This is a genomic window from Alphaproteobacteria bacterium (assembly GCA_030739735.1).
Taxonomy (GTDB): domain Bacteria; phylum Pseudomonadota; class Alphaproteobacteria; order UBA7887; family UBA7887; genus UBA7887.
The window spans coordinates 63,471-78,636 of the sequence record JASLYQ010000003.1 but is presented as its reverse complement, the minus strand read 5'-3'; the positions used below and the strand labels follow the sequence as shown (position 1 = coordinate 78,636).

Below are 15,166 nucleotides of genomic sequence, written 5' to 3'. Positions count from 1 at the left end.
GCTTCGCAGGTTACGCGCCAACGGCATTAAGCAAATAGGTATAGGCCTCGTTGATGCTCTTGAGCCGTTCTTCCGAGGCCTTGCTGCCGCCATTTGCATCCGGATGGTGACGCTTGACAAGCGCCTTATAGCGGCTTTTGAGCTCTTCCAGGGTAACATTCCGGTCAAGCCCCAGTTGGGCAAGGGCATCGTCGCGTGGCATATCAGAGCATGGCGGCGGCGTTCCCCCATCATCCCTAAAGAAGCCGAAGGGGTCCCGCCCGTGGTCGGCGAAATTGCCATGGCGCACACCAAGGGGCCAAGTCGGGCGATGCCACACCGAATCGCGCCGGCGGATGGATTCGATGGCGTCCTCGTCGAGACCTGCGAAATAGTCCCAGCCCCTGTTGTACTCGCGTACATGATCTAGGCAGAACCATAGGTATTCGCGCAACTCGTTCGGCGATTTCGGTGCCCGATAATCGCCCATCTCGGGGCAATCGGGCCATTCACAGCCGCGCGCCGTCGCCACGCTCTTCCCGAACCAGGAATGTACTCTCTGTTGGCGCGTTGCTCTCGAGCCCTTCATAGGGCCAATATGACGAGGTTACAGGCGCGAAACAAGGCAAGGAGCCAGATCGTGACGATTGGTGAATCAATACGGCAAAAGATTGCCAACGAGCTGTCGCCGAGCCAACTCGACATCGTCGACGAATCCCGCCTGCATGCCGGCCATGCCGGCTCGCGGCCAGGTGGCGACAGCCATTTCCGTGTGTACATCGTGGCCGAGGCTTTCGCCGGACAATCGCTCGTGGAGCGCCAGCGCCTGATTAACGGCTTGCTGGTCGACGAATTCGCTGCCGGTCTTCATGCCCTCTCTCTGACGACACAAACGCCCGAAGAAGCCGACAAAGCCTCATCGCCACGTTAGGTGGCGCGATAAAGCTAGAGGTCTGGAAACAGGTTGTTCCCGTGCTCCCGAGAAACTAGCTGAGATGGGTACAACCACCGTGCCCGCCGACGAGCTGGTGCAGCATGCATGGCCAGCCGCGCCACTCGTTGGTGAACGGACAGGTCACAATATCGGTGAAGCGGCCCTCGAAATCCCCCAGCTGGTCGGCCGGCGGACAGCTCTGGCACACTTATGCGGCGGGTATGACTGGTTTGGCGGTCGGCGGAGACTACAATGGCATGATGATGACCATCTCATAGACCAAACGCTAGGCCTTGTTGAGTGACGTCATCCGCAAGGCTGTCAGGCGGTTTTCGGCCCGCCCGAGCACCTCGAAGCGAAAGCCATGCAACTCAAAGCTCTCGCCGACACCGGGAATGCGCTCGGCTTCGTGGATCACCAGGCCGGCGACTGTCACCGCCTCTTCGTCTGGGATGCGGCAGTCGAGCGCACGGTTAATGTCGCGAATGGTCAACGCCCCTTTTACCACGTAGCTGCCATCGGACTGACGCTGCACATCAGTCTGCGGTCGGTCGTATTCGTCCGATATCTCGCCGACGATCTCCTCGAGAATATCTTCGAGTGTGACAAGGCCTTCAAGGCTACCATATTCGTCGACCACCAGAGCGAAATGCTCGTGGCGGGCGCGGAACGCCGCCAATTGCTCGGCTAGGCTGGTGGTATCCGGAACAAACCAAGGCGCCGCTGCCAGGTCCGCGAGATCAAGTTCCTCGGCCTCGCCGCCGTGGCGGCGCATGGCGCGCAGCATCGCTTTCGCATGCAACACACCCACGATGTTGTCCGGATTATCACGCCACAAAGGTATGCGCGTAAAGGGACTTTCGAGCACCGCCGCCAGGGCCTCGGGGATCGGTAGGTCTGCATTGAGCATCACCATCACCTTGCGGTGGGTCATGATCTCCGCCACCTCGACTTCTGAGAGGTCGAGAATGCTGCGCAGCATGTCGCGATAATGCTTGCGCACATGACCCTCCTGCGCATGCAGGTCAAACAGCCCGCGCAGTTCGTCAGCAACGGGCACTAGGCGCTTGCCTGCCTCGCGCCGGCCGCCGAAACACAACATCGCCCCCACCACCACCTCGACAGCGGCCACAGCCGGCGCCAGCACCGAGACCGCCGGGCGCAGCACGGGTGCCACAGCAAGCGCAGTGCGTTCGGCATTGCGGATGGCGGCAGTCTTAGGCAGCACTTCCGCGAAAATGAAGATCAGTGCCGTCATGGCGATGGTTGCGTAGGCCACGCCAGCCTCGCCAAAAAACCCGAGCATCAGGCTAGTGGCCAGCGCCGACGCGAGAATATTGACTGCATTGTTGCCGAGTAGGATGGCGCCGATCATGCGCTCGCGCCGCGCGACCAGGCGCTCGACTAGGCGGGCCCGTGCGTTGCCACGCTGCGCCAAGTGATGCAGACGCGAGCGCGAGGCGGCGGTTAGCGCCGTCTCGGAGCCGGAAAAGAAAGCCGATGTCAGGAGCAGCACCAGTATCGCGGCCAGCGTGAGCACTAGGGTGGTGGTCATGATGCGCTCATCCGGCGACCGCCGCCTCAAGCACCGGCAGAATATCTGCTTCGCCCGCGTCGCGATAGACGAAGGCCTCGCCGATGCCGCGGCTCAGTACCAGAACCGGCTTGCCTTTGCGCACTTTCTTGTCGTGCGCCATGTGCGCCAACAGATCCGCTGCCGACCAGCGGTGCTGGGGCGGCGGCGCGGTTGGCAGACCGACACTCTCCAGATGATTTCGCACGCGCGCCACATTCGCCACCTCGCACATGCCGAGCCTAGCCGACATCTCGTAGGCCATAACCATGCCTATGGCCACCGCCTCGCCATGCAGCAGCGCCTCCGAATAGCCAAGCTCGGCCTCAAGGGCATGGCCGAAAGTGTGTCCAAGATTGAGCAGAGTCCGCTTGCCGGTCTCGCGCTCGTCAACTGCCACATGCTCGGCTTTAATGCGACAGCATGTGGCGATGGCGTGCCGCCGCGCGGCCGCAACCACCTCAGCATTGCCGTCGCCGAGCACTGCAGCGGCATTGTCTTCCAGCCAGGCAAAGAACGTGGCGTCGCAAATCAACGCCGTCTTGGCCATCTCGGCATACCCTGCAAGCATCTGGCGCCGTGGCAGACTGTCGAGCGCGGCGGTGTCCGCCAGCACCAGCCGCGGTTGATGAAATGTGCCGACAAGATTCTTACCATGCGCCGTATCGATCGCCGTCTTGCCGCCGACAGAACTGTCCACCTGGGCCAGCAGCGTGGTGGGGATATGCACGAAGTCGAGCCCGCGCAAGGCGATGCTGGCGGCGAAGCCGGCGAGATCGCCGACCACGCCGCCACCGAGCGCCAGCACCATGGTATCGCGCCCCACAGGCAGCGCTAGCATGCGGCCAAGCAGATCTTCTAGCTGAGCGAAGCATTTGCTGCGCTCACCAGCCGGCACCAGGATTTCTGCCACACCGATGCCACCGGCGGAAAGCGAATTCCGCAAGGGCGCCAGCAGCAACGGCGCAATCGTATCGTCGCTGACCACGACGACCTGTGGACGCTGCAGCAATGGCGCCACGTATAGCGCCGCGTCACCGACCACGCCGAAGCCGATGACGATGTCATAGGCGCGCTCGCCCAGGTCCACCCGTACAGTCTCGCTGCTAGTCACCGCACTTCCTCCAAAGCCTGCATGATATCCCGCACTACCACCTCATGCGGTCCGCCCGTGCTGTCGACGGTGATATCCGCCTCGGCATAGATCGGATAGCGCTCGACGATCAAGCGGCCCAAGATCTCACAAGGGTCACCCTGCTTGAGCAGCGGACGATTGTCGCGTCGCATCACACGCGGCAGCAGGATTTCGAGCGCAGCCCGCAGCCAGACACTGACAGCACCGGCAGCGATCAGGGCACGGATCTCGGAATCCATGAAGGCACCGCCACCGATGGCCAGAACCTGCCCGCGCTCGGCCAGCAGACGACCGATCACACGGCGCTCGAGGCGGCGGAAATAAGCCTCGCCATGTTGCGCGAAAATCTCGCTGATGGTTTGCCCGGCCTCGGTCTCAATCTCGCTATCCGCGTCGACGAACGGACAGCCCAGGCGAGTCGCCAAGCGACGTCCGACAGAGCTTTTGCCGGCTCCCATCAACCCTACCAGAACGATCGTCGTGTGTGCGCTTGGGTCTGAAGTGCTGTCCATCACGGCCATAGGCGATCTTCGAAACAGGGTGCCCTGCAGCGGCAGTGCGTTGAAACGCCCCAGGCGAGCCGGTAGACTGCGTCCCATCAAAGATCGGCGCGACTATAGCATGGCCGACAAACCCTGTGCCAACCGTGTTGACCGGCAGCGAAGTCGGCCTTCCAGAACGGACCGCAATGCGCTTTCTGTCTCGCTTTTTCGGACTACTGATCCTACTCGGCGCCATCGGCAGCACCGCGTTTCTTGCCACCTGGGACATCCCGCCACCCACCGTGGCAGTAAAGAAGACGATCGACGATGACCGCTTTCCGCGTTAACCACCGGCTGCCCGCTTTCCTTCTCGCGCTGCTTCTTCCCTGCGCCCTCACCGCCCAGGACGAGCCAGCGCCCCTACCCATGCTACCCGAGGCCGAAGCGGCTGAAGAGGCACCGCCCGGTCCGCGCCGGCTTTTGCTACCCGACCCCGTTGCCGAGGAGCAGCTGGCCGTGCCTGAGCCCGCGGAACCCGAGCCGCTCGAAGGCGTGTCCATCAGCCAACTGGAGGTGGTTAATGTGGGGGCCATCGGACTACTTGACGATAACAATGGCGGGCTCGGGCATGACCTCTGGCAGGGCGCACGAACGGACCGCGTGATCGCCCTGCTCGATCGCCTATCGACCACAGCACCCTCGCCAACCATGCGCGACGTGGCACGCCGCGCCTTATTGACCGCGGCCGCCGCCCCTGCAGGCCCGGCCCCGAGCGATTTTCTGGCCGCCCGCCTGGCAGCACTGATTCGCCTCGGGGCACCGGAAGATGCGGTGCGGCTGGCGGCGTTGGTGCCAATCGGTGGCGCCTCACCCGCGGTCAAGGCTCAGGAAGCCGACGCCCTATTCTGGAGCGGTCGCTTCGACGACGCCTGCGCCATAGCAGCGGCGGAGATCCGCGCCTCGGCCAATCCGCACTGGCTGCAAGCCATGATCTTTTGCCAGCAACGCAGCGGCGAGAATGACACGGCACAACTATCATTATCGCTGGCACGCGAGCAGGCGGGGACAGCCGATGCCGAGCGCCTAGCCCTGGCGGCGACCCTGCTCGGCGAAGGCCGCGACCCGGTGCCCTCGCTCACGACTGGCCTCGACCTGGCGATGTCGGTCGCTGCGGAGGCGCCGCTTGACGCCAAAACCTTGAACACCGCGTCGGCACCGGCGCTCAGGACGCTGGCGCTGCACACCGATCTAGTCCTCGAGACACGGCTTGCGGCAGGCGAGCGTGCCGCCGCCCTCGGGGCACTGTCGCCGACGGAGCTTGCCGATCTGTATGGCCTGCGGAGCTTCAGCGAAGACGAATTGCGCGATGCTGGCAGCGTAGCCGGCACCATCGTGCCGAGCCTAGCCCGGGCGCTATTGTTCCAAGCCATACGCCGGCATGCGGATCCGGATCAGCGCGCAATATTGCTGGATGCATTGTGGGCGCCGGATCCTGCCGGCCCCGGCTTCGCCCACCTGGCGCGCGCCGTCGGCGTCAGCCTGCTGACTCTCACTCCTTCCCCGACTACGATGTGGATAGCGCCGAGCGCTGTGCGCGCCCTGCTCGCAAGTGGCCGGCCGCAGGCTGCGGTTGCCTGGTATCTCGGCCTCACCCTAGCGGCCGCCGACGATGCAGTTGCTCGCGCACAGCAGAACGAGACCTTGCCGATGCTCGCCGCCGCCAATATCGGCATAGGCCGCAGCTGGAATGCGGACATGGCCGTGCAATGGTGGCACAACTTGCCAACAAGCCACGACGAAGTGACGAAGATGGCAGTCGCAACACGCGTTTTCATGGTCCTTGATGCTCTCGGCCGCACCATCGGCCACGACGCCTGGACCTTGTTCTTTGACGGGCCGTCGCACACGGTGACGGAAATTCCGAATGTCGGCATCCGTTATGCCTTACGCGATGCGGCGCGTGCCAAGCGGCGTGGCGAGACCCTGCTGTTGATCATCCTGGCCTTCGGCGAGACAGGCCCAGCCCATGCCGATGCCCTGACACTCGCCACCGCGATTCGCGCCCTGCGCGCCGTCGGGCTTGGCGACGCCGCCGAAGCCGTGGCTCTTGAGGTGCTCATCGGCAGCGCACCGTGAGTGCAGACAGCCATCTCGTCGAGTCCTTCCTCGAAATGTTAATTGCCGAGCGCGGCTCCGCCGCCAATACAATTGCAGCCTATCGGCGCGATATCGGCGACGTCAGCGCATACCTCGCTCAGCGTGGGCGCAGCTTGCGCGATGCCGACAGCGACGATCTGCGCCACTATATCGGCAACCTAGCAAAACGCGGGCTGTCTGCTAGAACTGCAGCGAGACGCCTCTCCTGTCTGCGCCAGCTGTTCGCCTTCCTTGTCAGTGAGGCCGCGTGCGAAGATGATCCCACCAACGCAATCGACGCGCCACTGCGTGGTCGGCCGCTGCCGAAAGTGCTGAGCGAAGACAATGTCGAACAGCTGCTCGAAGCAGCCCACGCGCGAACCGGGCCACAGGCACTCAGGCTGACGGCGTTGGTGGAATGTCTCTATGCGACAGGCCTACGCGTCTCTGAGTTGGTCGGGCTGCCGCTCTCGGCGCTCGAAAGCAACATGACCCTGCTGCTGGTGCGCGGCAAGGGCGACAAGGAGCGCATTGTGCCCCTCGGAGAGCCGGCGGCTGAAGCCATCGCCACTTACACCACGGTGCGTGAGCGCTTCCTGCCAGGCGGCGACCCCTCACCCTGGCTCTTTCCCTCTCGGGGCAAAAGCGGCCACCTGACGCGCCGGCGCTTCGCGCAGCTGCTGCAAGGTCTGGCCATGGAGGCAGGCATCGATACTGCGAAAGTCTCGCCTCATGTGCTGCGGCATGCCTTCGCTAGCCACCTGCTAGCCCACGGCGCCGACCTGCGCAATGTCCAGGCCATGCTCGGCCACGCCGATATTTCTACCACCCAGATCTACACCCATGTGCTAGACGAGCGCCTACGTGCGCTGGTGCACGCTCACCATCCCCTCACCCAGCTGTAATACCAACGGAGTTCGCCCGATGAGCTTTACCGTCCCGGAGCCCGTCCCAGCACGCCTGAACCGCAGCGAACTAGCCGTCCCCGGCAGTCGCACAGAGTTTTTTGAAAAGGCGGCCAAGGCGCCGGTCGATATAGTTTTTCTCGACCTTGAGGACGCTGTGGCCCCAGCCGACAAGGAACATGCTCGCAAAAACGTCGTCGAGGCGATAAACGATGTCGATTGGGGTGACAAGACGCTCTCGGTGCGCATCAACGGGCTCGACACCCATTACATGTACCGCGACGTCGTCGACGTGCTCGAGCAGGCGGGCGAGGCCCTCGATCTCATCATGATCCCCAAGGCCGGCACCGCCGCCGATATCTATGCCCTCGACATGCTGGTGACCCAGATAGAGACCGCCAAGGGCCGCAAGAAGCGAATCGGCTTCGAGATGATCATCGAGTCCGCGCTTGGTATGGCCAATATCGACGAGATCGCCGCTGCCAGCTCGCGCAACGAATCACTGCACTTCGGGGTTGCCGATTACGCCGCCTCGACGAAGGCACGCACCACCTCTGTCGGCGGGCCCAACAAGGACTATGCGGTGCTAACGCACGCAGACGCGGATGGCAGCCGCGACGTCCATTGGGGTGACATGTGGCACTACCCCTTGAGCCGCATGGTGGTGGCGGCACGAGCTAACGGCCTGCGTCCAATCGACGGACCTTTCGGTGATTTCATCGACGCCGACGGGTTTCGCGCCCAAGCACGTCGCGCAGCAGTGCTGGGCTGCGAGGGAAAATGGGCGATCCATCCCTCGCAAATCGCGCTGGCCAACGAGGTCTTTAGCCCGCCAGCGGAAGAAGTCGACCAGGCCCGTCGCGTGCTTTTGGCTATGGAACAAGCGCTCGCCGAAGGCAAAGGCGCAGTGGCGCTCGACGGCAGGCTGGTCGATATTGCCTCCATCAAACAAGCGCGCAATCTGGTTGAAAAGGCCGAGCAGATCGCCAATTTAGAATGAGCTAATAACTTTGTGCTAAAATGACTTGATGAACACATTCCTCGATTTCGAGCGACCGATTGCCGAGCTCGAAGGCAAGATCAAGGAGCTTCGTCACCTCTCCGACAATGGTGAGCTCAATATTGTCGAGGAGGTGGCACGCCTGCAATCCAAGGCCGATCGCCTGCTGCGCCAAACCTACGCAAAACTCGCGCCGTGGCAAAAGGTACAAGTTGCGCGTCACCCGGATCGCCCCCACTTCCGTGACTATGTCGAGCACCTACTGGAAGATTTCACGCCGCTGGCCGGTGACCGCAAGTTCGGCGAAGATAGCGCCATTATCGGCGGCCTAGGGCGCTTCTGCGGCTATGCCGCAATGGTCATTGGTCACGAGAAGGGTGCCGACACGGACGGCCGCGTGCAGCACAATTTCGGCATGGCCCAACCCGAGGGCTACCGCAAGGCGGTGCGCCTGATGGGCCTTGCCGAGCGCTTTGCTCTGCCCGTCATCATGCTGGTCGATACGCCTGGCGCCTATCCCGGCATCGGCGCAGAGGAGCGGGGCCAGGCCGAGGCCATCGCGCGCTCGATCGAGACTTGTCTCAACCTGCGCACGCCCTTGGTCTGCGTGATTGTCGGCGAAGGCGGTTCGGGCGGCGCCATGGCGCTCGCCGCGGGCGATCATGTAGCAATGCTGGAGAACGCGATCTATTCGGTGATCTCGCCGGAGGGCTGCGCCTCGATCCTTTGGCGCAACGGCGATAAGGCCCAAGACGCAGCTGAGGCGTTACGGCTCACGGCCGAGGATTTGGAGAAGCTCGGCGTCATCGACGCTATCGTCCCCGAGCCCATCGGCGGTGCCCACCGCGACCCAAAGCAAGTCATGGATGCGGTCGGCGATGCCATCGAGACGGCGTTGCGCCCCCTGCTCGGCATTGCCGGCGGAGACTTGCGCGCTCGCCGCCGCGAGAAGTTTATGGCGATGGGTCAAAAAGGTCTATAGGTGCAGCGACATCCATCTCCTCTTTTTACTTTTATTTCGCTAACTATCGATTATTCTGCTTAATATTTATTTTGCTTATGTTCTAGTGATAATGCCAATCGCAGCTTGGTCAGAGACTGATCTCTCATGCACTATAGCCACTTCATCGTGGATACCACGGGTCTGCTACTGACAGCATCTAGCCAGACCTATCCAGCGGTGCGGGTCTCACCGAGATGCCTTGCCCTCCACAGAGACAAGGAGAAGGCGTGTGCTGAAACATGTCGTCGATTTTTGCAAGATTTATGGCGTTAATTCGCTCGACGTCCAGATCGAGCATGCGGGGCGCAAGGCTGCCACCAAGCCACGACGGCGCACTCGACGCTGAAGAGAGACCCTGGCAGCCCATCGACAGTCCACGATTGTCCTACGCCGGCGATTGGACAGCGCCAAAGCGTTAGACAACACCGGCCTCACACCGAGCGCCAAAACCGCCTGCCCGGACATGTGCAGGTGCTGCGAGCCCTCGCGCTGTCAGCAGGTTTTTAGAAAATAAGTGGCGGCAATTCGTCAAGGGTCTTGATCACAGCCTTGCACTCTCCTGGCAGCCGCTCGACTGGCTGAGAGAAGCGGTTGATCCAGGCAACTTGGAAACCAAAATGCGCTGCACCGCAGACATCCCAGGCGTTCGACGACAAAAAACATATCTCGTCAGCCGTCACACCGAAGCTATCGCAGCCGAGCTGATAAGCGCTGATATGGGGTTTGAAGGTGCCCACGGCCTCAACGCTGAGCACGGCATCGAACAACGGCTTCAGCCCGGCATTGCCGACCGCGGCATCGAGCATCTCGCGGTTTCCGTTTGACAGGATGGCGAGGCTCATGCCCTGTCCACGCAGGGTCTCCAGGGTGCTTTTGACCTCCGGATAGGCATCGAGCTCGAGATAGGCGCCCATCAGCGCCTCGGCCAACGCATCATCCTCTACCCCTTGCACGGCGAAGGCATAGTCGAGGGCCTCGCGCGTCACCTGCCAAAATGGCACATAGGCGCCCATAAGGCTGCGCAGCCAAGAATATTGCAGTTGCTTGTCACGCCAAGTCACCGACACCGCATCAGCCGCCTCGCCTAGGGTGTCCCGATGACGACCGACCGCGCTGTGCACGTCGAATAACGTGCCGTAGGCATCGAAGACGCAGGCCGTAGCGCCACGAATCCCGCTGTCACTCATCGGCTTCCTCCCTGCCCCAGTTGATGGCGCAAATAGGCCACGTTCATCAACAATCCCGGCAACAGCCATTGGAACAGACGTGTCACGGCCAGAACCTCTGTCGCCGGAGCATCGGCCACCGCAGCCTCGCGCAGATCCGCGCCACTCAGACCTTGCGGATTGGGTAGCGCGCGGGCCGCTGCAACGACCTGCGCATGGGTCTCCGCGACCAGGCGCTCATAGTAAGCTGTCGACACCACGGCCGCCAAATCGTCCCAGGCCAGCGCAAAATAGCTCGGCCAGCGGGCCAACGCGCGATAGTCGGTGTTGACGAAAGGCAGGCCGAGTTTCACCTTCACGTCATCATAGACCGTGCGTATAGGCTCGTCCGCGTGATGCTCCTCCATGAGCAGAAAGGGTACGTCGACATCTGGGGCGTGGCGACCAGCAAAGGGCACTGCCGCACCGCCCTGGCAAATCTCCTCGCCGTCCATCGCCAACCGCCCGATGGTGGCCATCAGGCAGTAGGGGAAGTTACCGTGCGAGAAGACCTCGATTACATCATCGATGGCCGCGATCTCGCGCGCCGCATAGCCGAGTGATTCAAGCCTTCCGCGGATCGGTGGCGGCTCTAGTGTAGCGACGCGGTTCTCAACATCGCAGCGCAACGCCGCGCAGGTATCGACCAAAGCAGTGCTGGCGAAGCTCTCGCGCAAACCCCGCCAAAGGCGGCCGTAGAAGGTCGGATAATGGGCGAAGGCCATAGCTATCACCCCCATCCAAGGAACTTGCAGCACGGTCTTGGTATCGGCATAAATCTCGCGCAGCTCGCCTTCGGCGAGATATTCCGGAACCGGATGGATGACAGGAATCGGTTTGGGCTTAAGTCGGGGCAGGTCGCGCATGGCTGGGACTCGCAGCAGAAACGGAGCCCGCCAGCGTAGCAAACCCCGCACTTATGTTCTATCTCCCCTCGCATTTGTGATCGCAGCCTCAATTTCGAGCAGGCGTTGCTTGCGCGGCAAACCCCAGCGATAGCCGCCGAGCCCACCGTCGCTGCGCAGTACGCGGTGGCAGGGCACCACGACGCTCACCGGGTTACGGGCGCAGGCCGAGCCAACGGCGCGCGCCGCCCCTGGCACACCGATGGCATTGGCAATCTCCGCATAGCTTCGCGTTTGACCGCGAGGAATATCCCGTAAGGCCTGCCAAACCCAGGCCTGGAAAGCACTCGCTCGCACGTCGAGCGGCAGGTCTGCTTGTCCCGTCTCGACGGCCGACAGCACAGCCGCAACATGCGCTGCCAGAGCAGCATCGTCGGCATGGACCTCTGCTTCGGGAAACTCCTCGCGCAGTTCGTCAGCGAGCGCGCCGTCGTCGTCGCCGAGATAGACCGCGCAAACGCCACGACCGGTGGCTGCGACCAAGAGCCGGTCGAGCGGGCTATCGCTGACGGTGTAGGCGATGCGCGCGCCGCGCCCACCTTTGGCATAGGTAGCGGGCGTCATGCCGGGCCATCGAGCGCAAGCACTCCTTGCCAGCGGCCCTCACCTTCTATCGTGTTATGTTCCTGATCCATCCTGGCCATCTTGCCCCAAGCTGATGACCCGCGCCATCCGAACCCTGCACCCCAATCCCGCCCTGCTTGACAGGCCGCGCCGGCCCGGCGTAAGTCAGCCGCATCGGGCACGTAGCTCAGCGGGAGAGCACCGTCTTCACACGGCGGGGGTCGCTGGTTCAATCCCAGCCGTGCCCACCACTAGTTTCAATTAGTTACCGTAGTTGTTTGCACTCCTGGTTCTCCTGGTTCTCCTGGTTCTCCTGGTTCTCCTGGTTCTCCTGGTTCTCCATTTTCTCCAGTTTTTGTCGAGTGAGATGGGAAATGGCAACGCTACAAAACGAAATAGCAAGCGAGGTCTGCGTTGCGAGGTCCGTGCTAGCAAAGCGGACGCGTGACGAAAAGGGTACGCATCATGGCACGAAGCTTTGCAGGACTCGTAGCGTTGGCGGGAGTGGCTCTGATGGCCTTGCCGGACAGCGTAACGCGCGCCGAAGACGGGGCCACGGTGGCAGCGCGGACGGGCGAGGTGTTTCTCCGCAGCATGAAGCATTGGCGCTTCGATTACAGAGAGATGCAGACGACCAAAGCTGGTGTCGCCTGCATTCCCTGGGAGAAGGTCGATGCCACCTTTCTAGACGAGGCCATCTTCGAGGCGCTCGGCTTTTCCTATTCTGTCGCGAATGAAGAGGCCGCCATCCGCATCGCCATGCAGGGCTGCAAGGACATGAAGGCGCACTATAAACTCACAAACTGCGCCTGTGAGGTGGTGCTGATCGATGATGCAGTTGGTGTCGTGGTTCCCGATAACGTCGTATCACAATTTTAATAATACAAATATAATCATTATCTTATTTTAATTTCTTAAATCAATAAATTGATTCTACGATAACCCCTTCTGCCCTTGGCAAACAGGGCCAAGCTACGCACAATAGCGGCCATGCTGGACAGCACGCATCAGTTAGACGCGGGCGAGGACTTCGACCGCATGGACCCCGCTGCCTATCCCTATTGGAAGTGCGATATATTGCGCTGGGGGGACTGTGATTCCCTCGGCCACATTAACAATGTTATCTTCGCGCGATTTTTTGAATCCGGCCGCATCTCTTTCATGAACGACCTCGGCGTGCGCGAGGGCGAACTGGACGCGGACGATTTCGTGATCGCCCACCTATCGATCGATTTTCTGGCCGAGATGCACTATCCGGGCGATGTGCGCACAGGCGTACGCGTGCTGCGGATCGGCCGCTCCTCGTTGCGCCTGGCAGAAGCGATCTTCGTCGACAACACCTGCTATGCCTCGGGCGACGCGGTGCTGGTGCGCGTCGGACACGCAAGTGGCCGGGCTGAACCCCTACCGAAGGCCCTCAAGGCGCGCCTGCTCGATCCGCCGGCGGGCAACTAGTCACCGAACACGATCATGGAAAGCCTGATTGCCGGGCATTATTGGCAGATGTGGGCGGTGCTGGCCCTGGTGCCAGTAACCATTATCGCCCTGATGCTCGAACGCATTCCAATGGTCGCAACAGCGACGATGTTGCTGGCAGGCCTGATGGTGCTGTTCGGACTGGCCCCGCTGCCCGGCCCCAACGGCGAGAACTTACTCGGCGCCGCGAACCTTCTGCAGGGCTTCGCTAATCCCGGCCTGATCACCATCATCGGACTGCTCGTAGTTGGCCAGGCCCTTATCCAGACCGGCGCGCTCGACGGCGTCGCGACGTCGTTGCACCAAGCGAGCGGTGGCAGCGCTGCGCTGGCGCTCTTGATCAGCCTACTACCTGTTGCGGTTCTCTCTAGCGTGCTCAACAACACCCCCGTAGTAGTCATCTTCATTCCCATCATGACCGCGCTTGCTGGACGCCTCAAACTCTCGGCAAGCCGCTTGCTGATCCCCCTGAGCTTCGCCTCAATCCTCGGCGGCATGACCACCTTGATCGGCAGCTCGACCAACCTGCTGGTCGCCGGCGTTGCCCAAGAGATGGGTCTCGGGCGCATCGGCTTTTTTGATTTTGTCGTGCCCGGCATGGTGTTGGCCGGCTGCGGCCTGCTCTACGTCATTGTCATCGCCCCGCGCCTGTTGCCGGACCGCGCCGACATGGCCGTGCAGCTCGCCGGAGCTGGGCGCCAGTTCATCGCCCAGATCGAGATCGCGGACGATTCCTCGCTGATCGGCGAGAGGCCTGTTGCCGGCATGTTCCGCAGCCTACCCGAGACCACTGTGCGCATGGTGCAGCGGGGCGAACACGCCTTCCTGCCCCCCCTCGACAGCGTCGCGCTTGAGCCGGGTGATGTCGTCGTCGTGGCGGCGACGCGCAGTGCCCTCACTAAAGCCCTGGCTAAGTTTCCCGGCGCCCTGCATCCAAGCCTCACCGACCGCCAATGGCCGGAGGAGACCGGCGAGCAGGCGCCCTGGGAGGGCGGCGAGCAGGCCCTGGCCGAGGTCATGGTAACACCAGCTTCGCGGCTCTGTGGCCAAGCGCTGGAGAATGTCGGCTTCCGCTATCAGCACGGCTGCATCGTGCTCGGGGTGCAGCGGCGCTCACGCATGATTCGCCAACGCCTAACGGAGATCCGCTTGGAAGCCGGCGACGTGCTGTTGATCCAGGGCCAACGCGCCAACGTGCACTCTCTCAGAGCCAACCGCGATGTGGTGCTGTTGGAATGGTCACAGCAGACCCTGCCACGCTATTTTCACGCTCGCCGCGCCGGCCTGATCTTCGCCATTGTGGTAGCGGTGGCAGCCACCGGCACCTTGCCAATCGTGGTCGCAGCGGTGACCGGTGCAGCGACGATGCTACTGACCGGCTGTCTCAACGTGCGCCAGGCGACGCGTGCGGTGGATGGCGCCGTAGTCATGATCGTCGCGGCCACCCTGGCGCTCGGGGCCGCACTCGAGACCACGGGTGCCGCTGCCTACGTGGCGCACCAGATGATTGCCGGGCTCGCACAATTCGGCCCCGCGATCATACTTTCCGCGCTTTTTGCGGTCATCGCGCTGTTCACCAATCTTCTCAGCAACAACGCTGCAGCGGTTCTCTTCACGCCCATCGCTATCAATCTCGCCCACCAGCTGGGGATCGAGCCGATGGTTTTCGTCTATGCCGTGATCTTCGCCGCCAGCTGCTCCTTCGCCTCGCCCATCGGCTACCAGACCAATCTTCTGGTCATGGCGCCCGGCCATTACCGCTTCAGCGACTATGTGCGGGCGGGCGCACCACTGATTTTGATATTGTGGGTCGCTTTCTCACTGTTCGCACCGTGGTATTATGACCTCTGACAGCCATTCGCCGACGGA

Annotated in this window: 16 protein-coding genes and 1 tRNA gene; 10 read left to right on the top strand and 7 right to left on the bottom strand. The window is 62.2% G+C overall.

Annotated features, from left to right (window positions below):
• Positions 1-10 precede the first annotated feature (10 nt).
• Positions 11-511: a DnaJ domain-containing protein gene (locus QF629_02750; GenBank protein ID MDP6012453.1), complete on the bottom strand. Its 501-nt coding sequence runs from the start codon at positions 509-511 to the stop codon at positions 11-13.
• A 108-nt stretch (positions 512-619) separates the two neighbouring features.
• Between QF629_02750 and QF629_02745 the strand changes: the two genes are divergently transcribed.
• Positions 620-910, top strand: a complete 291-nt coding sequence (locus tag QF629_02745) for a BolA family protein (GenBank protein ID MDP6012452.1) — start codon at positions 620-622, stop codon at positions 908-910.
• Between the two features lie 289 nt (positions 911-1,199).
• Here the strand turns inward: QF629_02745 and QF629_02740 are convergent, their stop codons facing one another.
• From QF629_02740 to QF629_02730, 3 genes are read right to left on the bottom strand one after another with little or no spacing between them, the layout of a single operon-like run.
• The gene (locus QF629_02740) at positions 1,200-2,468 is read right to left on the bottom strand and encodes an HlyC/CorC family transporter (protein ID MDP6012451.1); all 1,269 of its coding nucleotides are present in this window, start codon (positions 2,466-2,468) and stop codon (positions 1,200-1,202) included.
• Positions 2,469-2,475: 7 nt separating this feature from the next.
• A complete protein-coding gene (gene aroB / locus QF629_02735; protein MDP6012450.1) occupies positions 2,476-3,600 on the bottom strand; it encodes a 3-dehydroquinate synthase in 1,125 nt (374 codons plus the stop codon).
• Entirely contained in the window at positions 3,597-4,133 is a 537-nt protein-coding gene (locus QF629_02730; protein MDP6012449.1) for a shikimate kinase, read from the bottom strand. The genes aroB and QF629_02730 overlap by 4 nt, the downstream gene beginning before the upstream one ends.
• A gap of 176 nt (positions 4,134-4,309) precedes the next feature.
• On the opposite strand from QF629_02730, the gene QF629_02725 reads away from it, so the two are divergent.
• From QF629_02725 to QF629_02705, 5 genes are read left to right on the top strand one after another with little or no spacing between them, the layout of a single operon-like run.
• Positions 4,310-4,450: a hypothetical protein gene (locus QF629_02725; GenBank protein ID MDP6012448.1), complete on the top strand. Its 141-nt coding sequence runs from the start codon at positions 4,310-4,312 to the stop codon at positions 4,448-4,450.
• The gene (locus tag QF629_02720; protein ID MDP6012447.1) at positions 4,431-6,239 is read left to right on the top strand and encodes a hypothetical protein; all 1,809 of its coding nucleotides are present in this window, start codon (positions 4,431-4,433) and stop codon (positions 6,237-6,239) included. The genes QF629_02725 and QF629_02720 overlap by 20 nt, the downstream gene beginning before the upstream one ends.
• Complete coding sequence (xerD, locus tag QF629_02715; protein ID MDP6012446.1) at positions 6,236-7,144, top strand: site-specific tyrosine recombinase XerD; 909 nt, start codon at positions 6,236-6,238, stop codon at positions 7,142-7,144. The genes QF629_02720 and xerD overlap by 4 nt, the downstream gene beginning before the upstream one ends.
• A gap of 19 nt (positions 7,145-7,163) precedes the next feature.
• Positions 7,164-8,144, top strand: coding sequence for a CoA ester lyase (locus QF629_02710; protein MDP6012445.1), 981 nt, complete (start codon positions 7,164-7,166; stop codon positions 8,142-8,144).
• Positions 8,145-8,172: 28 nt separating this feature from the next.
• Entirely contained in the window at positions 8,173-9,126 is a 954-nt protein-coding gene (locus QF629_02705) for an acetyl-CoA carboxylase carboxyltransferase subunit alpha (GenBank protein MDP6012444.1), read from the top strand.
• A gap of 524 nt (positions 9,127-9,650) precedes the next feature.
• Here QF629_02705 and QF629_02700 read toward each other — a convergent pair.
• Genes QF629_02700 through QF629_02690 form a run of 3 tightly spaced genes read right to left on the bottom strand, consistent with a single transcriptional unit; the run spans position 9,651 to position 11,821 of the window.
• Positions 9,651-10,334, bottom strand: coding sequence for a haloacid dehalogenase type II (locus tag QF629_02700; protein MDP6012443.1), 684 nt, complete (start codon positions 10,332-10,334; stop codon positions 9,651-9,653).
• Complete coding sequence (locus QF629_02695; protein MDP6012442.1) at positions 10,331-11,218, bottom strand: hypothetical protein; 888 nt, start codon at positions 11,216-11,218, stop codon at positions 10,331-10,333. Before QF629_02695 ends, QF629_02700 begins: the two co-directional genes overlap by 4 nt.
• Before the next feature lie 51 nt (positions 11,219-11,269).
• Positions 11,270-11,821, bottom strand: a complete 552-nt coding sequence (locus QF629_02690; GenBank protein MDP6012441.1) for a methylated-DNA--[protein]-cysteine S-methyltransferase — start codon at positions 11,819-11,821, stop codon at positions 11,270-11,272.
• Positions 11,822-11,997: 176 nt separating this feature from the next.
• Here QF629_02690 and QF629_02685 point away from each other — a divergent pair.
• The 4 genes from QF629_02685 to QF629_02670 all read left to right on the top strand — a co-directional run bounded on the left by QF629_02685 (position 11,998) and on the right by QF629_02670 (position 15,148).
• A tRNA-Val gene (locus QF629_02685) sits at positions 11,998-12,072 on the top strand.
• Positions 12,073-12,286: 214 nt separating this feature from the next.
• Complete coding sequence (locus QF629_02680) at positions 12,287-12,700, top strand: hypothetical protein (GenBank protein MDP6012440.1); 414 nt, start codon at positions 12,287-12,289, stop codon at positions 12,698-12,700.
• Positions 12,701-12,811: 111 nt separating this feature from the next.
• A complete protein-coding gene (locus tag QF629_02675) occupies positions 12,812-13,276 on the top strand; it encodes a thioesterase family protein (GenBank protein MDP6012439.1) in 465 nt (154 codons plus the stop codon).
• Between the two features lie 15 nt (positions 13,277-13,291).
• The gene (locus tag QF629_02670) at positions 13,292-15,148 is read left to right on the top strand and encodes an SLC13 family permease (GenBank protein MDP6012438.1); all 1,857 of its coding nucleotides are present in this window, start codon (positions 13,292-13,294) and stop codon (positions 15,146-15,148) included.
• The last annotated feature ends 18 nt before the right edge of the window (positions 15,149-15,166 follow it).